We start from the raw sequence: 19,970 nt of genomic DNA, 5'->3' as shown, positions 1-19,970 counted from the left end.
GAAGGTGGCCTGGCTGATCCGTGACGGCGAGGTGTTGGCGGCGCTGGACGTCGCCGAGACGTTCGGCGCGCGCTTCCGCGGCTTGCGCGGCCGCGACGGTGTCGACGGTGCCCTGCTGCTTCGGCCCTGCCGGTCGGTGCACACGTTCGGCATGCGCTTTCCGGTCGATGTGGCTTTCTGTCGCCGTCACGGCGAGACCTTCGTCGTGGCGTCGGTGGTCGAGATGCGACCCTGGCGCGTCGGCCTGCCTCGGCCGCGCGCCACCTGTGTCATCGAGGCCGAGGCGGGGGCGTTCGGCCGCTGGCGCCTCCTACCCGGCGACCAGCTCGAGATCAAGGGCTGACAACCTGACCGCGGGTCTGGTGCTCGTGGCCACGCCGATCGGCAACCTCGGCGACCTGTCTCCGCGCGCCGTCGAGGCGTTGAGCGGGGCCGACGTCATCGCGTGCGAGGACACCCGCCGAACCCGACAGCTGCTCGCCCATTCGGGCATCAAGACCCCCCGTCTGGTCGTCGTCAACGACCACACCGAGGCCGCGCGGGTGCGCGACGTGATCGGCCTGCTCGACGCGGGCTCGCGCATCGCCGTCATCACCGACGCGGGCACGCCGGGCATCTCCGACCCGGGCGTGCGTCTGGTGGCGGCGGCCGCGGCCGCCGGCCATCGGGTGGAGGTCGTGCCGGGCCCGTCCGCGCTCATCGCCGCCCTCGTCGTCAGCGGCCTACCGACGGGTCGCTTCTGCTTCGAAGGCTTCCTGCCCCGCAAGGGAGCGGCGCGTACCGCCCGGCTGGAGGCGCTGCGCACCGAGGCGCGTACGACGGTTGTCTACGAGGCGCCCCACCGGGTGCGCCGGACGGTGGCCGACCTCTGCGGCGCGCTCGGGCCGCTCCGGCGCGTCGCCATCGTCCGCGAGCTCACGAAGTTGCACGAGGAGACCTGGCGGGGCTCCCTGGGGGATGCCGCGGCACACCTCGCGGCCGAGCCGCGCGGTGAGTACGTGCTGGTGATCGACGGTGTCCCGCCTCCGGGCCCGCCCGCCGACGACGTGGTCGAGGCCGCGCTCCGGACGGAGCTGGACGCGGGCGCCGACAAGAAGGCCGCGATCGCGGCGGTGGCCGGGCGCCTCGGACTGCCAAAACGGCACGTCTACCAGATCGCCCTCGGCGTACGGTAAGCGCGTGGCCCGGTTCTACGCGACGACTCCCATCTACTACGTCAACGACGTGCCGCACATCGGCCACGCCTACACGACGGTGATCGCGGACGCCGTGTGCCGTTGGCACCGCCTGCTCGGCGACGACGTCTTCTTCCTCACCGGCACCGACGAGCACGGCCTCAAGATCCAACGGGCGGCCGAGTCCCGGGGCCTGGCGCCCAAGGAGATGGCCGACCGCACGAGCGAGCGCTTCAAGGAGGCGTGGCGGCTGCTCGACATCGCCTACGACGACTTCATCCGCACCACCGAGCCCCGCCACCACCGCGCCGTCCGGCAGTTGCTCCAGGCGGTGTACGACCGCGGCGACATCGAGCTCGGCACGTACGAGGGCCTCTACTGCGTGTCTTGCGAGGCCTACTACGTCGAAGCGGATCTGGTCGACGGCATGTGCCCCATCCACGGCACGCCGGTGGAGCCGGTCAAGGAGGAGAACTACTTCTTCAAGCTCAGCCGCTACCAGCAGCCGCTCCTCGACTGGTACGACGCGCACCCGGACTTCGTGCAGCCCGAGGGCAAGCGCAACGAGGCGCTCGGTCTCATCCGCGGCGGTCTTCAGGACTTCTCGATCAGTCGCACGTCGATCACGTGGGGCGTCCCGATCCCATGGGACGAGAGCCACGTCACCTACGTCTGGTACGACGCGCTCATCAATTACGCCACCGCCGTCGGCTACGGCACCGACCCGGACCGCTTCGACGCCTGGTGGCCGGCCGTCAACCACATCATCGGCAAGGACATCCTGCGCTTCCATTGCGTCTACTGGCCGGCCATGCTCCTCTCTGCAGGCATCACGCCGCCCCGCCACGTCTTCGTGCACGGCTTCCTGATGGTTGGCGGCGAGAAGATGAGCAAGACCCGGCTCAACCAGATCGCGCCCGCCGACCTCGTCGCCGACTTCGGCGTCGACGGCTTCCGCTACCACTTCCTGCGGGATCAGCAGTTCGGGCCCGACGGCGACTTCTCATACGAGCGCATGGTCGACCGCTACAACGCCGACCTGGCGAACAACCTCGGCAACCTCCTGTCGCGCGTGGCCACCGTGGTCGGCAGCAAGTGCGCGGGCGTGGGACCCGCGCCATCGGCCACCAGCCCGCTGGCCCCCATGGCGGCCGACGCCTACGCGGCGGCCGCAGCCGCTTGGGGGCGGGTGGCGCCGAGCGATGCGCTCGACGCGACCTGGCGTCTCATCCGCGAGACCAACGCCTACCTCGAGGCCAACGAGCCCTGGAAGGCCGACCCCGGCGCGACCGTCGACACGGTGATGGGCGACGCGCTCGAGGTGCTGCGCATCGTGGCCGTCCTCGCGTGGCCGGCAGTGCCCGCGTCGGCGGAGGAGGTGTGGCGGCGGATCGGGCTCGTCGGGTCGCCATCCGACGCGCGCCTTCCCGGATCGGCGACCTGGGGTCAGTACCCCGGGGGGTTGACGGTCGAGAAGGGCGCACCGCTCTTCCCGCGCATCAAAGCGTGAGCTGGGCCGACAGCCACTGCCACCTGCCCGCCGCGGCCGAGGAGTCCGCCGCGCTCGTGGCCGACGCGCAGGCTGCGGGCGTGACCCTGCTGGTGGCGATCGGCACCGATGCGGGGGAGACGCGCGCGGCCATCGCCAACGCACGCTCCCACGATCGGGTGTGGGCCACCGTCGGGCTCCATCCCCATGATGCGCAGCAGGGGGTCGACACCCTGGTGGCGTTGCTCGCCGAGCCCGAGGTGGTGGCGGTGGGCGAATGCGGGCTCGACTACCACTACGACCATTCGCCGCGCGATGTGCAGCGCGCGGCCTTCGCGGCCCAGATCGGCCTCGCCCACGAGCGCGGCCTCGCCCTGGTGATCCACACGCGAGAGGCATGGGACGACACGTTCGCGATCCTCACCGCCGAGGGCGTCCCCGACCGCACGGTGTTCCACTGCTTCACCGGCGGGCCCGACGAGGCGCGGCGTGCCCTCGACGTGGGGGGCCATCTGTCGTTCAGCGGCATCGTCACGTTCAAGGGCGCGCACGACCCGCGCGCGGCCGCGGCCCTGTGCCCGCTCGATCGGCTGCTCGTCGAAACCGACTCGCCCTTCCTCGCCCCGGTGCCTCATCGCGGTGAGCAGAACCGCCCCGCCCTCGTGCCGATCGTGGGCTCGGCGGTGGCCGCGGCGCGTGGGGTCGACGTCGCCGAGGTCGAGGCGGCGACCTGGGCCAACACCGAACGGGTCTTCGACCTGGCCCAGCGGTAGGCGATGGTGGCGTGACTCTCTCGCGCCGGGAGGTCGTCGACCTGCTGGCCGAGCACGGTCTGCGCCCGCGGCGGGCCCTCGGCCAGAACTTCGTCGTCGACCCCAACACGGTCCGCCGCATCGCCCGCCTGGCGGGCGTCGGTACCGGCGATCGGGTGGTCGAGATCGGGGCCGGGCTGGGCTCGCTCACGCTGGCCCTGGCGGAGACCGGCGCCTCCGTGACCGCGGTGGAGACCGACCCCCAGCTCGTGGCTGTGCTGCGACGTGTTGTCGAGCCCGCGGGCGTCACCGTCGTCGAGGGCGACGCCCGACGCATCGACTGGGCGGCGCTGCTCGCTGACCACCGTTGGCGACTCGTCGCCAACCTGCCGTACAACGTCGCCACCGCGCTCGTGCTCGACCTGCTCGAGCAGGTGCCGACCATCGAGCACATGCTCGTGATGGTGCAGCGCGAGGTGGGCGAACGTCTCGCCGCTCACGTCGGTGACGAGGCCTACGGCGCGGTTTCCGTGAAGGTGGCCTTCTGGGCCACGGCCACCGTCGTCGGCTCGGTGCCTGCGACGGTGTTCGTGCCCAGGCCCAACGTCGAGTCGGCATTGGTGCGCGTCGACCGGCGGTCGACTCCGGCCGTCGACGCGAGCATCGACCGTCGCCGGTTGTTCGCGTTGATCGACCAGGGCTTCGGCCAGCGTCGCAAGATGCTGCGCCGGGCGTTGGCAGGGACGGTGGACGCGAGCGGGTTCGCGTGCGCGGACATCCGTCCGGAAGCTCGCGCCGAGGAGCTGTCGATCGAGGACTGGGGCAGGCTGGCGGCATGCAACGGGTGAGGGCGCTGGCGAAGCTCACGTCGTCGTTGCGGGTCACCGGCGTGCGCGACGACGGCTACCACCGGCTGGAGGCGGAGATGACGACGATCGACCTCGCCGACGTGCTGACGTTCTCCGAGGGCGTGGGCTTCGACGTGGTGGGGCTCGATGTCGTCGGGCTCGACGCGGTCGGCCTCGATCGCGCCTCGTTCGACCTCGTGCCCCGCGCCCTCGCCGCGGTCGACCGCACCGCGCACGTCCGGCTCGAGAAGCGCATTCCCGTCGGTGCCGGGCTCGGTGGCGGCTCCGCCGACGCCGCGGCGGTGCTGCGTTGGGCCGGGTGCGACGACCTGCTCCTGGCGGCGTCACTCGGCGCCGACGTTCCCTTCTGCCTCGTCGGTGGGCGCGCCCGCGTGAAGGGCATCGGCGAGATCGTCGAGCCACTGCCCTTCGAGCTGCGCGAGTTCACGCTCCTCACCCCGCCGCTGTCGGTCGAAACGTCGGCGGTCTACCGCCGCTGGGACGAGCTCGGTGGGCCCACCGCCGACGGCCCCAACGACCTCGAGCCGGCCGCGCTCGCCGTCGAGCCGGGGCTGGCCGAGTGGCGCGACCGGCTGGGCGACGCCACGGGGCAGACGCCGCAACTGGCCGGGAGCGGGTCGACGTGGTTCGTCGAGGGCGCCTTCCCCGACGTCGTCGGGGCGGTCGTGACGCGAACCGACCGCCCCTGAGGGCGGTCGGTGGTGCTCCCGGGCGCCTACTTGCCGGCCCGGCGCTGCCAGCGCGTGGCCTTCAGCATCTTCTTGTGCTTCTTCTTGCGCATGCGCTTGCGGCGCTTCTTGATCAGCGATCCCATGGCCGGCGTCAGGGTAGCGGGGCGAGGAAGCGGGCGCCGAGACCCCCTGTCCTACGCTGGGGCCCGCGACAGCCCTGGCGGGTAGTTCAACAGGCAGAACGCTTGACTTTGGATCAAGAGGTTGCAGGTTCGAGCCCTGCCCCGCCAGCAAGGCCAGCGAGAAGGAGTGCACGTCAGCGACACCGCGATTCCCCGAGCCTTCAGGCGGACCGCTCGACCCATGACATCGGATCGTTCCAACCGCGGATCTCGGGTGACTGCTGAGTGAGACTCACGCGACCGTGCTGAGCAAGACAACGCCGACGGACCAGACGGCCCTCGTGGTCGATGATTACGCGAGACAACGTCACTTGCTCGTGGCCGTCGCGGGCGCCGGCGTCCTGGTGGCCGTTCTCCTTCAGCTCATCGCGACTCGCCGAGGCGTCGGCCTGCAAGAGGACAGTGCCGCGTATATCGGCGCGGCGAGGGGATTGCTCCATGGCAAGGGTCTCACGCTGCCCTTCGGTGAATCGCTCGCCACTCCGCTGACGCGCTATCCGCCCTTCTATCCGCTCCTTCTCGCAGGCCACGCCATCACGCCTCTCGACGTCTTCGGTTACGCGCGCTGGTTGAACACCGGCCTGCTCGCCGCGACCCTGATCCTGGTCGCACTCATCTGTCGCACGATGAGCAGGTCGGCCGCGATGCCGCTCGCTTTCGCCTCACTGATCGTCGTCGGCTCGACGCGCTTCATCACGGTGTACGCCATGGCGATGTCGGAGCCGGTGATGATCGTCGCCGGTCTTGCGAGCCTGTATCTGCTGATGAAGTACCTCGCCGACGCGCGGCCACAGCTGCTCTTCGCCAGCGCGACTCTCGCGTCGCTCGCGGCCTTGACTCGTTACATCGGCGTCGCTTACGGGGTTGCCGGCGCGATACTGCTGGCGCGATCGCGCACGCAGACGCGTCACCGCAGAGCAACGCTCGTCGTCGCGTACCTGGTGGGTTCACTTGGACCGTTGGCCGCGTTCATCGCCTACAACGTCCTCGTCGTACATGACACGGCCAACCGATCTCTCGGGTTCCATCCGTCCGGGCTTCGGAACCTGTCGCGGATGCTCGACACGCTGGGATCCTGGTTGGTGGGAACCGAGAGCTCAGCTCAGGGGATCGCCGGTCTGGTTCTCTGCGTCACCCTCGTGGCGGCCGTCGCCGCCCTGATCCGACGCGGAGGCGCGCACCGGGCGACCGCCGTCGTTCTGGTCGTCTGGCTGGTCGTCTATCTCGTACTGGTTGAACTCGCTACTGCGATCGTGGACGCGACCACCGCAGGCGACTATCCGCGAATACTGACGCCGGCCTTGCCGGTCGTTGCCGTGCTGCTCGCGAGTGCGCTCCACCAGTTGATGTCGATGCGATCGCGCCTTGGTCGCCTGAGGCTCGCCCTCCCGATTGCGTGCGTCGTTGCGCTGGCGCCGATCGTTCCCGAAGCCGTCCGATGGGGTCGATCCGCTCGCATCAACGGTGTCGCCGTGACGAGACCGGCTTGGGCAAGCTCGCGGGTGCTTCGCACCGCTCGGGAAACACCGCGAGGCGAGGTCATCTATTCGAACGACGCCGCCATGGTCTACCTCTTGACGGGCCGTCACGTCTTCGACGTGCCCTCCGATCGTGATGTGTCCAGCCTTCGGCGCAACTCGGAGTTCGACGCACAGCTGGCGCGGATGCGTCGACGGCTGGCCCGGCGCGGCGGAATCGTCGTGTACTTCGACAACGCCTTCACCCCGACGAGACGGCAGCTGACCGACGCGCTGCGTCTTCGTGAGGTGGTGCACGAGAGGAGCGGCACCGTGCTCCGCGCCGCGCGGCAACACCCGTAGCGTGGGCGGCACTGACCGACCGATCGGCGTCATCCCGTTCCGCCTTGCAGTTCGAGCGCGCGCGTCACGACCGTGAGGTCCTGGTCGCCGAACCCCTGATCCACGACTCGCTGCCATTCGTCGGCCAGGCAGCCGAGCGCAGCGAATCGGTCCTCGCCGGCAGCTTCGAGCGCGAGGTGCACGTCCTTGAGCGCGAGCGTCAACGCGAACTGTGCCGAGAAGTCGCCCTCGACGATGCGCTGCAGCTTGGCTGCCTGCCACAGGGACACGAGCGGACCGCCGCCCAGCGCGTCGACAACGGTCTCGGCCTCGAGGCCCAACCGGCGAGCAAGGGCCACCGACGCGGCAACCGCTTCCGCCGCGAACGCGAGCCAGGTGTTGTTCACGATCTTCACGCGTGCTCCGTTCCCGACCGGACCGACCCAGATCGTGCGCTGGCCGAGCGCGTCGAAGAGGGGAGTGACTCGCACGCGGGCGTCGTCGGGCCCCGACGCGAAGATCGTCAGCCGGCCCTGCTCGGCGGGATCCTTGCTCCCCGAGACCGGCGCGTCGAGAAGCGTGATGTCGGGACGCTCTCTCTCGGCGAGGGCCGCGACGCGTTCGGTCCCGGCCACGCCGATCGTGCTCATCTGCACCCAGATCGCGTCCGGCGCGAGAGCGGCGAGCATGCCCTGGTCGTGGGCGATCGAGATCACCGCGTCGGCGTCGGTCACCATCGTGACGACGATCGCGGCTCGCCCCGCCGCGTCGGCCGCGGTCTCGGCGACTTCCGCGCCGAGCTCGGCGAGGTCTCGGGTCGCCTCCGGCGTGCGGTTCCAGACGATCGTCGGGATGCCGGCGCGCACGCGCTGGTTGTCATCCCGTGGCCCATCGCGCCGATGCCGAGCACCGCGACCGGGTTCTGGGTCGGTGCCATGCTGCCTCCTCTCGGGCGCCTGCTTCGGTCGTCGACTTTCGCAGCGCAGTCTTCCCCAGCCTGGTCGGCTCGGCTCCCGCCCGGACGAGCCCCTTCCAAGCCGTGCTCCTCCGGATGAGAATGACGAGGGCTGCGTCTGTGCCGGGTACCATGAGGAACGAGCCGGCGCTGTCGTCCAGTCCACGCGCGCCCTCCGGCCGGAATCGTCCTGGGTGACGGCCGTTTCACTCAGCAGACGCCCTGGCGAGCGGCCGCGGGACGGCGCATGAGCAAGGCGACGAAGCACAAGCGGACAGCAGCTCCGCGCGCGAAGTTGGCCGCGATCCTCGAATCAACCCACGACGCGATCATCGGTTCGACGCCGCTCGGCGTGATCAACAGCTGGAACCCCGCGGCGACAGACCTCTACGGGTACGCAGCCGAGGAGGTCATCGGCCGCAACGTCGACGTGCTCGTCGCGCCGGAGAGGCTTGAGGAAGAGGCGGAGGCACTCCGTCGGATCGTCGAGGGGGGTGACCCCGCCGAGCAGTACGAGACGACGCGGGTGGCGAAGGACGGATCGGTGGTCGCCGTGTCGCTCACGACCGCGGCGATCGTCGACAGCGCGAACGCTGTAGTCGGCGCGGTGATGGTCTCTCACCGACGGTCCGAGTCACAACGAGATCGGTCGAACATCGACGAGCGGAAGCTCGCGGCTGATGCCGACGAAGCGCTGCTGGAAGCCCACCTGCAGCAGACCCAACGTATGGAGGTTCTCGGACGGCTCGCGGGCGGGGTCGCTCACGACTTCAACAACCTGCTCGCGGTGATCCTCAACTACTCCGCCTTCGTCTCCGAGGAGCTGACCGGCGCGGTCGAGTCGGCACCTGATTGGGAGCGGCGGCGCGAGGGGGTGCAACGTGACGTCGAGCAGATCCGGCGCGCGGCCAAACGCGCGACCGACCTGACCCATCAGCTGCTCGCGTTCGCCCGCCGAGAGGTGGTTCAACCGCGGGTGCTCCACCTCAATGACGCGGTGACCGACGTCGAGCAGCTGCTCCGCCGGACCCTCGGCGAGGACATGGAGCTGGTCATCAAGCTGCCCGACCAGCTGTGGCCCATCCTCGCCGACCCGGGCCAGATCGAGCAGGTGCTGGTGAACCTCGCGATCAATGCCCGCGACGCGATGCCAGGCGGCGGCACGTTGCGCATCGACACTGCCAACGTTGCCGTCGACGCCGAGTCGGTGGCAGGTGGATCACCCGCGCGACCCGGACGGTACGTGCGCCTTCGGGTCAGCGACACCGGCACCGGCATGTCTGCCGAAGTGGCCGCCCACGCCTTCGAGCCCTTCTACAGCACCAAGGGCGACGGCGCCGGGACCGGACTGGGCCTGGCCACCGTCTACGGGATCGTCAGCCAGGCCGAGGCCACGATCGCCATCCAGTCCGAACCGGGTGCCGGTACCACTTTCACCATGATGCTTCCGGTGACCGACGAGGCCGCCGCGTCGATCGAGGAGCCCGCGCCCTACGAACGCACTCCGAAGGGAGAGACCGTTCTCGTCGTCGAGGATGAAGAAGCGCTCCGCGAGGTGACCGAACGAATCTTCACCCGCAACGGCTATCGCGTGATCACCGCCGCGAATGGTCCCGATGCCGTCGCCCTCGTCGCCCGGCACGAGGGTGAGATCCACCTGCTCGTCACCGACGTCGTCATGCCCAAGATGCTCGGAAAAGAAGTCGCCGAGCGGGTCCGCGAGCTCCGCCCGGACATCGAAGTGCTCTTCATGTCCGGCTACGCACTACCCGTCCTCGCCTCACAGGGCAGGCTCGAGCCTGGCGTCGCGCTCGTCGACAAACCGTTCTCGGAGGCGGCGCTGCTCGCCAAAGCGGGTCAGGTGCTCAACGGCAACTTCCGAGGATTCGAGAACGTCCGCCGCTGACGCGATCACGCCGCCGGCGCCCTCAGCGGTGGAGCCAACGGAGCGGCGTTGCGAGCTGGAGGCTCCAGCGCACTGCCTCGACGCCGCGGCGACGAAGGTCGTCGACGACGCGACGAACGTCGTCGGCGACGCGACGAAGGTCGAACATCTCGCGGCCCGCAATGCGAACGCTCGTTGTCCCGTGCTCCGCGTGCGTGCGCACGGTGACCGCGTCGGCGACGGCATCCGCCACGAGGCAGGCGAGCTGGAACATCACCTGTTGCGAGACGGCGTCAGGGTCGTCGGGTGCGTCGTCGGCGATGAAGTCGTCGACCCAGGAGACAGCTTCGACTTCGGCGCGCGTTCGTAGGTTGGGGCAGTCGGGTGGCGGCGCGAGGACGCACTCCTCGACGGCTTCGACGACGCCGACGATGAGGTCGTCGAGCGACTCGATCAAGCCGTCGGCCAACTCGGAGAGAGGCGCGGGGTCGAGCAGTCGCAGCGCCACCGCGGCGACCTCGCTCCGCGCGGTCGGCCGCGATGCGGCCAGGCCGAGGGCGCTGCACGTCGGTTCAGCGAGCACCACCACGCGCGCCGCCCCATCGGGCGCCGCGGACACCCCATCGTCCACGTTTCCTCCCCGTCCACCCTCGCGTCCTGTCCCGCCGAGGAGAAGCTAGCGCCCGGCCTCTGTGGAGCGCCCTGGGGATATCGCTGTGGACGCTGTGGATACGTCGGCGACGGCGATCAGGTCGGGGCAGGTGGTCCGGGTCGCAAGAGGAACCCCCCTCCCGCCCGCCGACCCGGACCGCCACCCCTTCTGCAGCGCCCCCACTCCGCCCGCGAGGACTGCCTGCTCAGCATCCAGTGGTCGGGGCAGGCGAGCAATGGGTCGGACGACCCCTTCGCTCGGAGTGCTCGCCGCAACGCGACCGGTCACCTTGGAGCTGGCGGCTGGAGCTAACGGCGGACCCACACCGGGTTGTCGGTCGGAAAGCAGTGTGCGTGGAACAGCACATCGGGCTCGTCGTCGACCGGATCCGGGGCCGCGTCGCGCGACAGCCCCGCCCGAACCAGGCTTGGGTCGGCCGGGTCGACCTCCTCGGCACACCCTTCGCAGACGCTCTTCACTGACATCCGTGTCATGGTAACGACTCGGTGGCGCCGGCACGTGGTCGGCGGGCGACAGCTCAGGGGTGCGTGACGAAATGCCCGTGCTCTGCGGCAACGCGACGGAGCGCGGCCTCGAGCTTCTCGGGCTCGTCCTTCCGCACCACGTCCGCGACCCCCTCCTCCTCGGCCAGTCGGGCGAGCGTGTCGAACGCGGTGTAGACGACGATCTGGGTGCCGGGTGCGGCCGTCCTGACTGCGGGGATCACGTCAGTACCGCTCACGCCCTTGAGCGAGAGGTCCAGCACGAGCACGTGCGCCTTGGTCATCTCCGCCAGCACGAGAGCCTCCAGCGCCAGGGCGGCCTCTCCCACCACCTCGAAACCACAGTCCTCGACGACGCCACGCACCACGTGGCGAACGGTGGCGTCGTCGTCACAGAGGACGGCTCGAAGCGGCTGATCACCCATGGCGGCTCTATCGACTTGCCACGGCGGTCGCTTGAGGCGGAGCGCCCGGACATCTCACTGGTGGGGCGATTCGCGCAGTAGAACAGAGTCATGAGCGCGAGACGGCCGTTGTGGGTGGTGCTCATGGCGGCGGGCGAGGGCACTCGGATGAGGTCGGAGCGGCCGAAGCCCCTGCACGTGCTCTGTGGTCGGGCCATGTTGCTGCACATCCTCGACGCGCTGTCCGAGCTGCCGATCGATCGCACCGTCGTCGTCGTCGGTCACGCCGCCGAGCGCATCACCAAGACGCTGCTCGAGCAGGGCCCGCCGGGTCTCCCCATCGAGTTCGTCGAACAACACCGGCAGCGGGGGACGGGCGACGCAGCCGGCATCGCCATGACCGCCCTGCCCGAGGACGACACGTTCGACGACGGCGACGTCATGGTGCTTCCCGGCGACACGCCTCTCGCCCGCCTGGTGCAGGCGCACCGCGAGAGCGATGCCGCGGCCACGCTGCTCACTGCGCGTCCCGACGACGCAACGGGCTACGGCCGCGTGATCCGAGGTCGTGACGACCGGGTGGTGCGGGTGGTCGAGCAGGGCGACGCAACCCCGAGCGAGCTCGCGGTCGACGAGGTCAACACGTCGATCTACTGCTTCCGCCGCAGCGTGCTCGCGCCCGCGCTCCGGCGCCTGAGCCCCGACAACAACCAGGGCGAGTACTACCTCACCGACGTCGTCGAGGTCCTGCACGACGCGGGTTACGAGGTGTCGTCGGTCGTGGCCGACGACCCCGGTGAGATCACCGGTGTGAACGACCGGGTGCAGCTGGCCGCGGCGGAGGCCGAGCTGCGGCGCCGCACCAACGAGCGATGGATGAGGCAGGGCGTGACCATGCTCGACCCCGATCGCACCTACGTCGACGCCACGGTGGAGCTGCAGGCCGACGTGACTCTGTTCCCGGGCACGATGCTGCACGGGCGCACGGTGGTCGGAGCGGGAGCCCGCATCGGGCCCGACGTGCGGCTGGTCGACTGCATGGTCGGTCGCAACGCGGTGGTGAGCCATTCGGTGGGCCATGACGCGGAGATCGGTGACGACGCGGTGGTCGGTCCGTTCGCCGTCCTGGAACCAGGCTGCCAAATCGCTCCGGGGGCACGTACGGGTCCGTTCTACAATGCAACTGCCGGCGACGACTAAGGGGAGGGAGGCGACCATGGAGCTCGTCACCAAGAAGCGCCTGCAGCTGTTCTCGGGCCGGTCGCATACACCGCTCGCCGAGGAGATCGCCGCCCACCTCGACGTGACGCTCGGCGAGGCCAACCTCTCGCAGTTCGCCAACGGCGAGCTGCATTGCCGCTTCGGCGAGTCGATCCGCGGATCCGACGTCTTCATCCTCCAGACGCACTCGCGCCCGGTCAACGAGGCGGTCATGGAGCAGCTCATCATGATCGACGCGGCCAAGCGGGCATCCGCGAAGCGCATCACCGCCGTGTGTCCCTTCTACGGCTACGCCCGCCAGGACCGCAAAGCGTCGGGTCGAGAGCCGATCACGGCCAAGCTCGTCGCCGACATGCTGCGCACCGCGGGCGCCAACCGCATCGTCAGCGTCGACCTGCACTCGGGCCAGATCCAGGGCTTCTTCGACGGGCCCGTCGATCACCTGACGGCCATGCCGGTGCTGGTCGACTACCTGCACCGCGAGGTCGACGGCGACCTCACCATCGTCTCGCCCGACGCAGGCCGGATCAACGTGGCCGAGCGCTTCAGCCAGCACCTCGACGCCGACCTCGCCTTCGTCTACAAGCGCCGTCGCAAGGACGTGCACAACGTCGTGGAGGCGCGCGAGGTCATCGGCGACGTCGACGGGCGGCACTGCGTGATCGTCGACGACATGATCGACACCGCCTCGACGCTGTGCGCGGCCGCCGAGATCCTCACCGAGCGGGGCGCGACGTGCGTGTGGGCCATGGCCACGCACGGCGTGCTCTCCGACCCCGCCACCGACCGTCTGAAGAACTCGCCGATCGAGCGGGTGGTGATCACCAACACGTTGCCGCTGCCGCCCGAGAAGCAGATCGACAAGATCGAGGTGCTCTCGGTGGCAAAGATCATCGCGGACGCCGTCGACGCGGTCTTCGAGGACACGTCGGTGTCGGAGATCTTCGGCGGCGAGAACCAGTCCTAGCACCCGAATTCGTGCCCTAGACTGCGGCGCTCATGGAAGAAGTCACCCTCCTCGCCGATTCGAGCCGCGCGCTCGGCAGCCGCCCGGCGCGGCGCCTGCGCTCGCTGGGCCAGGTCCCCGCCGTGCTCTACGGCCACGGCATCGATCCCGTTCCGTTGGCGGTCGACGGTCGCCAGCTGCGCACCGCGCTCACGGGAGAGTCCGGGCTCAACGCGCTCATCAACCTCGACGTCGACGGCACCAAGCACCTCGCGATGGCGCGCCACCTCCAGCGCCATCCCGTGCGCGGCAACGTGTCGCACGTCGACTTCGTGATCGTGCGACGCGACGAGGTCGTGACCGCGGAGATACCGGTGCACCTGGTGGGCGAGGCGACCGAGGTCCTCAACGAGGACGGCATCGTCGACCAGCCGCTCTTCACCCTCACCATCCGGGCCAAGCCCGCGGACATCCCCGGCAACATCGAGGTCGACGTGAGCAACCTCAGGATCGGCGACACCATCCGGGTGGCCGACCTGCGCCTGCCGGCCGGCGTCGAGACCGAGCAGGGGCCCGACGAGCCCGTCGCCGTGGGTCAGCCGCCGCGGGTGGAAGAGGTGCCCGAGGTGCCGGAGGGCGAGGAGGCGGAACTCGAGGAGGGCGCCGAGGGTGCCGCGCCCGCCGAGGGCGAGGCCGGCGCGACCGGCGAGTCCGCCGAGGGCGAAAAGGCCGAGAGCGGCAGCGAGGGCTAAGCGCTGCTCCGGTCGCGCACCGGCACGCCGGCCGATCTCCTCGCGGTCGGCCTCGGCAACCCCGGTGCGGACTACGAAGGCCACCGCCACAACGTGGGAGCCGACGTCGTCGGGCGCCTAGCCGCGCGCCATGGAGGCCGGCTGAAGCGGGGGAAGGAGCGCGCGCTGGTTGCCGAGGTGCGCGTCGGCGGCCGCCTACTGGCGCTCGCGTTCCCGCAGACCTACTACAACGACTCGGGGCTCGCCGTCGCCCCGCTCGTGCGGCGGCACGGCGTCGACGACATGGCCCGCCTCGTCGTCGTCCACGACGAGCTCGACCTGCCGGTGGGACGGATGCAGGTGAAGCAGGGCGGGGGGCTGGCCGGGAACAAGGGCCTGGCTTCGATCAGGGCCCATCTCCACTCGACCGACTTCCTGCGGGTCCGCATCGGCGTGGGCAAGCCACCGGGACGCATGGAGGGTGCCGAGCACGTGCTGAAGCGACCGGGCAAGGCGGAGCGCACGGAGCTCGACGTGGTCGTGGAGGAGGCTGCGGATGCGGTCGAGGCGATCCTGGCCGAGGGGCCCGAAGCCGCCATGAATCGCTTCAACCGACGCGAGCGTTAGCCGTCTCGACCTCGGCGGCCGCTCGTTCGAGCAGATCGCACGCGGGGTCGAGACGCCGCGCCGTAACGAGCATCGAGCGTGCCTCGGCGACGTCGCCGCGGCGCATGGCGCCGATGGACGCGATGCATGCCGACGTCGCACGGTCGCGGCGGTCGGTGTGGGCCTCGTAGGCGCGGTGGACGCGCGCGAGGCCTTCTTCCACCCGGCCGCTCTCGATCAGCGCATAGCCGCGCGTGCTCTTCACCGCCGGGTGCCACGCGAGCCTGCGCTCGGCTTCCTCCGACGCGACAAGGGCCTCGTCGAGCAACGCGGGGTCACCGCTCATGAGGTCGGCCCACGCCAGGTTGCTCAGGTCCATGGCGCGTTCGGGCGACTCGACGTCGTCACGCGCCAGCTGCGCGCGCAGCTCGTCGCGGGCCGCGTCGATGTCACCCGCACGGATGAGAGCGGCGGTGAGGAAGTGACGCAGCGGGCGGTGGTCGGGGTGGGCGGCGAGACCGGCCTCGGCCCACGCGACCGCGGCGTCCGCCTCCCCTCGCACCCACGCGGCGCGCGACTCGGCCGCGCGGAGCAGCGCATCCGCGTCGTCGAGGTGTTGGCGCGGCGAGCGGATCAGCGTGGCAAGGGCCGAGCCGTCGCTGCGCACGGGCCCCAGCGGGGTGGCCACCTGCACGGGCCAGAGGTTTCCGATGAGGACGATGATGTTGGCGATGACGAGCGGCGCCACCCACGGTCCCGAGCGCGGCCACACGAGCAGGGTCACGGCTGCGACCGCGAGGTTGGCGAAGGGCCCGGCTGCGATGCCGAGGGCGAGGCGCACGGGCGCGGGACGGGGCGACACCATCACCGTGTGGCCGCCGAAGGGGAACAGCCGGGCCTCGATGTCGGTGCGGCCGGCGCGCGCCCGCACCAACCGCGGCCCGCTTCCGAGCACCACCTCGAAGACACGGAGACCGAGGGCCCGTCCGACGGTCGCGTGCCCGAGCTCGTGTGCCCACAGCACGGCCACGAGCACGGGGTAGATGCGCATCGTCGGCAGGGCGGTCTGCCATCGCCCGCTCAGCACCGACAGCGTCACGATCGCGGCGAAGGGCAGCATGACGGTGGCGAGCTCACGGCGCTCGCGGCGGCGCTTCCAGCAGGTGAGGCAGCGCGTGACGCGTCCCGTCCCCGACTTCACGGTCGTGTAGCCGTAGTCCAGCTCCGAGGCGTCGCCGCAGACGCTGCACGTCGTCACCGGGTACTGATCGACGGTCCGCCCCGGCGACCTGAGCGGGGAGGGCGGCGCACCGGGGTAGGGAGGGCAGGCGCCTAGCCTCGGTGCGATGCCCCTGCGGTCCCTGCCCGAGCTCTTGCGCACCGACGAGCTGCCCGGGCCCGCCGTCGGTGCCCGGGTGCTGGCGGTCCCCGAGGCGGCGCGCGCCTTCGTGCTCGCCGGGCTCTCGGGCGCGACGGGCCACCACCCGCTCGTCGTGGCCGTGCCGACCACCACCGACGCGGAGCGCCTCGCCCACGACCTGCGTGCCTACCTGGGCCCCGACGAGGTCGACATCTTCCCCGCGTGGGAGACGCTCCCGTTCGAGCGGGTCAGCCCCAGCGTCGAGACGATGGGACGTCGCCTGCGCGTGATGTGGCGCCTGCGTGACCCGGCGCGCATGCCCCGGCTGCTCGTGGCGCCCGTGCGGGCCCTCGTGCAGCGCCTGGGCCCGCACGTCGAGGACGTGGAGCCCGTCGTGCTCGAGCCCGGCGCGCGCGGCGTCGACCCGGCCGAGCTCGCGGCGGTCCTGGTCGCCGCCGGCTACCGCCGCGAGTACCAGGTGGAGCACCGGGGCGAGGTGGCGGTGCGCGGCTCCATCGTCGACGTCTTCCCGTCCACCGCCACCGCGCCGGTCCGCATCGACCTGTGGGACGACGAGGTCGACCGCCTGAACGAGTTCTCGGTCACCGATCAGCGCTCGACGGTCGACGTCGAACGGATCGAGCTGTTCCCGTGCCGCGAGCTGCTGTCCACCGACGAGGTGCGCGACCGGGCGGCGCGGCTTGTCGGAGCCGAGCCGTGGGGCCGTGAGCAGTGGGAGCGGCTGGCCGAGGGCGCCACGTTCGAGGGCATGGAGTCGTGGCTGCCATGGCTCACCGAGGGTGAGCACGTGCTGTTCGACCTGGTGGGGCGCGACGCCGAGGTCGCATTGGTGGAGCCGCGCCGCATGCGTGATCGCGCGGCCGAGCTGCTCGACGAAGAAGCCGCGCTGGCGGCGACCCTCGCGCAGACATGGGGCGCGACCTCACACGCGTCGAAGGCTGCGAGCCCCGACGGCGACTGGCCGCGCCTCCACCTGCCCTTCGACCGCCTGCTCACGCACACCGATGCGCCCGTCCGCACGATCGCGACCGCACCGGAGGGCCCGGGCACGGCAGTCGTCACCGCAAGCGGATGGGACCCGGTGATGGGCGACGGTGCCCGTCTGGCGAAACAGCTCCGCGAGCTGCTGGCCGACGGCTTCCGCGTGGTCGTCGCGGCGGACGGCAAGGGCTCCGCCGGTCGCCTCGCCCAGCTGCTCGCCGACGAAGGCGTGGCGCTCCCGTTGGTCGAGCGCGGCGAGCGCCTGCCTCCCGGCGGGAGCATCGTCGTCGAGGCCCTCGAGCGCGGGTTCGTGCTGCCCGCGGCCAAGCTGGCCGTGCTGTCGGAGAGCGACGTCACCGGCCGCCGGCGGGCCCATCGCCCGCCCCGCCCCCGGCGCAGCCAGGACGGCACCGGGTTCTTCGAGGACCTGCAGCCGGGCGACTACGTCGTCCACTATCAGCACGGCGTCGCGCGGTACGGCGGGATGGTGAAGCGCACGATCAGCGGCGCGGAGCGCGACTACCTGCTGCTCGAGTACCGCGGCGGCGACAAGCTCTATGTGCCCTCCGACCAGATCGACGCCGTGCGTCACTACACGGGCGGGGAGACGCCGACGCTGCACCGCCTCGGCGGCTCCGAGTGGCAGCGCACCAAGAGCCGGGTACGAGCCGCGGTGCGCGAGGTGACCCAAGAGCTGGTGCTGCTGTACCGCCGCCGCATCACCTCCCCCGGTCACGCGTTCGCAGCGGACTCGCCTTGGCAGCACGAGTTGGAGGACGGGTTCGTCTACCAGGAGACGCCGGACCAGCTCAAGGCGATCGTCGACGTCAAGAGCGACATGGAGGAACCGGTGCCAATGGACCGCCTCGTGTGCGGCGACGTCGGCTTCGGCAAGACCGAGGTCGCCATCCGCGCCACGTTCAAGGCGGTGCAGGACGGTACGCAGGTGGCCGTGCTCGTGCCCACCACCCTGCTCGCGCAACAGCACTACGGCACATTCGGTGACCGCTTCGCGGGCTACCCCGTGCGCGTCGAGGTGCTCTCACGCTTTCTCACGCCCGCCCAGGCGAAGAAGGTGGTCGACGGGGTGGGCGACGGGACGGTCGACGTCGTGATCGGCACCCATCGCCTGCTGAGCGGCGACGTGCACTTCAAGCGACTCGGCCTCCTGGTGGTCGACGAGGAGCAGCGCTTCGGTGTGACCCACAAGGAGGCGATGAAGGCGCTGAAGACCGACGTCGACGTGCTCACCCTGACCGCCACACCGATCCCGCGCACGCTGGAGTTGAGCCTCACGGGCATCCGCGACCTCACCCTGCTCAACACGCCGCCCGCGGAGCGTCAGCCCATCCTGACCTATGTGGGTGAGTACGACGAACGCGCGGTGGCCGAGTCCATCCGACGCGAGCTGCTACGCGAGGGGCAGGTCTTCTTCGTGCACAACCGGGTGCTGGACATCGATCGCGTCGCCGGCCAACTTCGCGATCTCGTGCCCGAGGCGCGCGTCGCCGTCGCGCACGGCCAGATGGACGAGGGCACGCTCGAGCGCGTCGTCCTCGACTTCTGGGAGGGCGACTACGACGTGCTCGTGTGCACGACGATCATCGAGTCGGGCATCGACATGCCGACCGTGAATACGCTCGTCGTCGATCGCGCCGACCTGATGGGCCTCGGACAGCTGCATCAGCTGCGCGGCCGTGTCGGACGCGCCGGTCAGCGCGCCTACGCCTATCTCTTCTTTCCACCGGACCGCGCCCTGTCCGAGGAGGCCTACGAGCGGCTGAAGACGATCGGCGAGCACACCGAGCTCGGGTCGGGCTTCAAGATCGCGATGCGCGACCTCGAGATCCGCGGCGCGGGCAATCTGCTCGGCGCCGACCAGTCGGGCCACATCGCGGCGGTCGGCTACGACCTCTACGTGCAGATGGTCACCGAAGCGGTGGCCGAGCTGAAGGGCGAGGTGCCCCGTGAGCCTGCGGAGGTGAAGCTCGACCTGCCGGTCCATGCCAACCTGCCCAAGGACTACGTGTCGCGCGAAGAGCTGCGGCTCGAGGCCTACCGCCGCCTCGCCGCGGTTACGACGGAGGCGGAGGTGGACGACATCCGCGCCGAGTGGGTCGACCGTTACGGGCCCGTCCCCGGGCCCGCCGAGGCGCTGCTCTCTGTGGCTCGTCTGCGCGCCGAGTGTGCCCGGACGGGCGTGCGTGAGCTGTCGGTCGCCAAGAACGTGGCCCGCATCCTGCCGCTGACGCTGAAGACCTCACAGACGATGCGCCTGACGCGCCTCGCCAAGGGGGCCGTCTACAAGGAGGACCTCGCTCAGGTCGTCGTGCCGTTGCCCCCGGGCACCGACCCTGCGCCCTTTCTGGTCGACCTGCTGCGCCAACTGGTGGACCAGCAAGTAGCATCGACGCCACCGTGAACAAGTTCTTCGCTTCTCTCCTCGCGCTCGCCGTCGTGGTGATGGTCGGGTGCGGGTCCGTTGCGCCGTATGCAGCCACCGTCAACAAGGAGCGCCTCACGCAGGGCGATCTCGAGGGTGAGCTCGACGCCATCACCAAGAACGGCGACTACGTGAAGCTGCTCGAGCAGGGCCAGCCCCCGGTGAAGGTGCGCGGCACGGGCAAGGGCACCTTCGACCCGACCTTCGTCGCGCGTGTGCTGACGCGCGAGATCTTCTACCGGCTGGTGAGCGACGAGCTCGCCCGACGCAACCTCAAGGTCGACGCGTCGGCCCTCGCCGCGGCGCGCCAGAGCGTCGTCCAGCA

Annotated in this window: 18 protein-coding genes and 1 tRNA gene; 14 read left to right on the top strand and 5 right to left on the bottom strand. The window is 70.5% G+C overall.

Annotated elements, in window-relative coordinates; genetic code table 11:
* The first annotated feature begins 4 nt into the window (after positions 1–4).
* The 6 genes from E6G06_13265 to E6G06_13240 are packed head-to-tail and all read left to right on the top strand — an operon-like array spanning position 5 to position 4,974.
* The gene (locus E6G06_13265; GenBank protein ID TML90170.1) at positions 5–343 is read left to right on the top strand and encodes a DUF192 domain-containing protein; all 339 of its coding nucleotides are present in this window, start codon (positions 5–7) and stop codon (positions 341–343) included.
* 4 nt (positions 344–347) lie between these two features.
* A complete protein-coding gene (gene rsmI, locus E6G06_13260) occupies positions 348–1,175 on the top strand; it encodes a 16S rRNA (cytidine(1402)-2'-O)-methyltransferase (GenBank protein ID TML90220.1) in 828 nt (275 codons plus the stop codon).
* A 4-nt stretch (positions 1,176–1,179) separates the two neighbouring features.
* The gene (gene metG / locus E6G06_13255; GenBank protein ID TML90169.1) at positions 1,180–2,685 is read left to right on the top strand and encodes a methionine--tRNA ligase; all 1,506 of its coding nucleotides are present in this window, start codon (positions 1,180–1,182) and stop codon (positions 2,683–2,685) included.
* A complete protein-coding gene (locus tag E6G06_13250) occupies positions 2,682–3,437 on the top strand; it encodes a TatD family deoxyribonuclease (GenBank protein TML90168.1) in 756 nt (251 codons plus the stop codon). The genes metG and E6G06_13250 overlap by 4 nt, the downstream gene beginning before the upstream one ends.
* Positions 3,438–3,448: 11 nt before the next feature.
* A complete protein-coding gene (gene rsmA / locus E6G06_13245) occupies positions 3,449–4,264 on the top strand; it encodes a 16S rRNA (adenine(1518)-N(6)/adenine(1519)-N(6))-dimethyltransferase RsmA (GenBank protein ID TML90167.1) in 816 nt (271 codons plus the stop codon).
* Entirely contained in the window at positions 4,252–4,974 is a 723-nt protein-coding gene (locus tag E6G06_13240; GenBank protein TML90166.1) for a 4-(cytidine 5'-diphospho)-2-C-methyl-D-erythritol kinase, read from the top strand. Before rsmA ends, E6G06_13240 begins: the two co-directional genes overlap by 13 nt.
* A 26-nt stretch (positions 4,975–5,000) precedes the next feature.
* On the opposite strand, the gene E6G06_13235 is transcribed toward E6G06_13240, so the two are convergent.
* On the bottom strand, positions 5,001–5,099 hold the full coding sequence (locus tag E6G06_13235) for an AURKAIP1/COX24 domain-containing protein (protein TML90165.1): 99 nt from the start codon (positions 5,097–5,099) through the stop codon (positions 5,001–5,003).
* A gap of 75 nt (positions 5,100–5,174) precedes the next feature.
* Here E6G06_13235 and E6G06_13230 point away from each other — a divergent pair.
* Positions 5,175–5,250 (top strand) — tRNA-Gln (locus tag E6G06_13230).
* A gap of 130 nt (positions 5,251–5,380) precedes the next feature.
* Positions 5,381–6,958, top strand: a complete 1,578-nt coding sequence (locus E6G06_13225; GenBank protein ID TML90164.1) for a hypothetical protein — start codon at positions 5,381–5,383, stop codon at positions 6,956–6,958.
* Between the two features lie 29 nt (positions 6,959–6,987).
* Here E6G06_13225 and E6G06_13220 read toward each other — a convergent pair whose 3' ends face one another.
* Complete coding sequence (locus tag E6G06_13220) at positions 6,988–8,160, bottom strand: NAD(P)-dependent oxidoreductase (GenBank protein ID TML90163.1); 1,173 nt, start codon at positions 8,158–8,160, stop codon at positions 6,988–6,990.
* On the opposite strand from E6G06_13220, the gene E6G06_13215 reads away from it, so the two are divergent.
* Positions 8,140–9,798 (top strand): PAS domain S-box protein, encoded by a 1,659-nt coding sequence (locus tag E6G06_13215; protein ID TML90162.1) that lies wholly within the window; start codon positions 8,140–8,142, stop codon positions 9,796–9,798. The genes E6G06_13220 and E6G06_13215 overlap by 21 nt on opposite strands.
* A 22-nt stretch (positions 9,799–9,820) precedes the next feature.
* Here E6G06_13215 and E6G06_13210 read toward each other — a convergent pair whose 3' ends face one another.
* Both E6G06_13210 and E6G06_13205 read right to left on the bottom strand, forming a co-directional pair.
* Positions 9,821–10,408, bottom strand: a complete 588-nt coding sequence (locus tag E6G06_13210) for a hypothetical protein (GenBank protein ID TML90161.1) — start codon at positions 10,406–10,408, stop codon at positions 9,821–9,823.
* A gap of 559 nt (positions 10,409–10,967) precedes the next feature.
* On the bottom strand, positions 10,968–11,357 hold the full coding sequence (locus E6G06_13205) for a response regulator transcription factor (protein TML90160.1): 390 nt from the start codon (positions 11,355–11,357) through the stop codon (positions 10,968–10,970).
* A 90-nt stretch (positions 11,358–11,447) separates the two neighbouring features.
* Between E6G06_13205 and glmU the strand changes: the two genes are divergently transcribed.
* From glmU to E6G06_13185, 4 genes are read left to right on the top strand one after another with little or no spacing between them, the layout of a single operon-like run.
* On the top strand, positions 11,448–12,536 hold the full coding sequence (gene glmU / locus E6G06_13200; GenBank protein ID TML90219.1) for a bifunctional UDP-N-acetylglucosamine diphosphorylase/glucosamine-1-phosphate N-acetyltransferase GlmU: 1,089 nt from the start codon (positions 11,448–11,450) through the stop codon (positions 12,534–12,536).
* Between the two features lie 16 nt (positions 12,537–12,552).
* Positions 12,553–13,524: a ribose-phosphate diphosphokinase gene (locus E6G06_13195; GenBank protein ID TML90159.1), complete on the top strand. Its 972-nt coding sequence runs from the start codon at positions 12,553–12,555 to the stop codon at positions 13,522–13,524.
* Positions 13,525–13,556: 32 nt separating this feature from the next.
* Positions 13,557–14,255, top strand: coding sequence for a 50S ribosomal protein L25 (locus E6G06_13190; GenBank protein TML90158.1), 699 nt, complete (start codon positions 13,557–13,559; stop codon positions 14,253–14,255).
* Positions 14,256–14,258: 3 nt separating this feature from the next.
* On the top strand, positions 14,259–14,861 hold the full coding sequence (locus E6G06_13185; GenBank protein ID TML90157.1) for an aminoacyl-tRNA hydrolase: 603 nt from the start codon (positions 14,259–14,261) through the stop codon (positions 14,859–14,861).
* Here E6G06_13185 and E6G06_13180 read toward each other — a convergent pair.
* Positions 14,842–16,098, bottom strand: coding sequence for a hypothetical protein (locus E6G06_13180; GenBank protein TML90156.1), 1,257 nt, complete (start codon positions 16,096–16,098; stop codon positions 14,842–14,844). The genes E6G06_13185 and E6G06_13180 overlap by 20 nt on opposite strands.
* 88 nt (positions 16,099–16,186) lie before the next feature.
* On the opposite strand from E6G06_13180, the gene mfd reads away from it, so the two are divergent.
* Entirely contained in the window at positions 16,187–19,624 is a 3,438-nt protein-coding gene (gene mfd, locus E6G06_13175) for a transcription-repair coupling factor (GenBank protein TML90155.1), read from the top strand.
* Positions 19,625–19,970: the final 346 nt, after the last annotated feature.

The organism is Actinomycetota bacterium, assembly GCA_005888325.1.
Lineage (GTDB): Bacteria > Actinomycetota > Acidimicrobiia > Acidimicrobiales > AC-14 > AC-14.
Note: the sequence above shows the minus strand (reverse complement) of the source record. Positions and strands in the feature narration are given on the sequence as shown.

Excerpts from the sequence above, each read along its gene's own strand:
- E6G06_13240 (TML90166.1), top strand. The coding sequence starts at position 4,252 with ATGCAACGGGTGAGGGCGCTGGCGAAGCTCACGTCGTCGTTGCGGGTC.
- E6G06_13235 (TML90165.1), bottom strand. The coding sequence starts at position 5,099 with ATGGGATCGCTGATCAAGAAGCGCCGCAAGCGCATGCGCAAGAAGAAG.
- E6G06_13215 (TML90162.1), top strand. The coding sequence starts at position 8,140 with ATGAGCAAGGCGACGAAGCACAAGCGGACAGCAGCTCCGCGCGCGAAG.
- E6G06_13205 (TML90160.1), bottom strand. The coding sequence starts at position 11,357 with ATGGGTGATCAGCCGCTTCGAGCCGTCCTCTGTGACGACGACGCCACC.
- glmU (TML90219.1), top strand. The coding sequence starts at position 11,448 with ATGAGCGCGAGACGGCCGTTGTGGGTGGTGCTCATGGCGGCGGGCGAG.
- E6G06_13195 (TML90159.1), top strand. The coding sequence starts at position 12,553 with ATGGAGCTCGTCACCAAGAAGCGCCTGCAGCTGTTCTCGGGCCGGTCG.
- E6G06_13190 (TML90158.1), top strand. The coding sequence starts at position 13,557 with ATGGAAGAAGTCACCCTCCTCGCCGATTCGAGCCGCGCGCTCGGCAGC.
- mfd (TML90155.1), top strand. The coding sequence starts at position 16,187 with ATGCCCCTGCGGTCCCTGCCCGAGCTCTTGCGCACCGACGAGCTGCCC.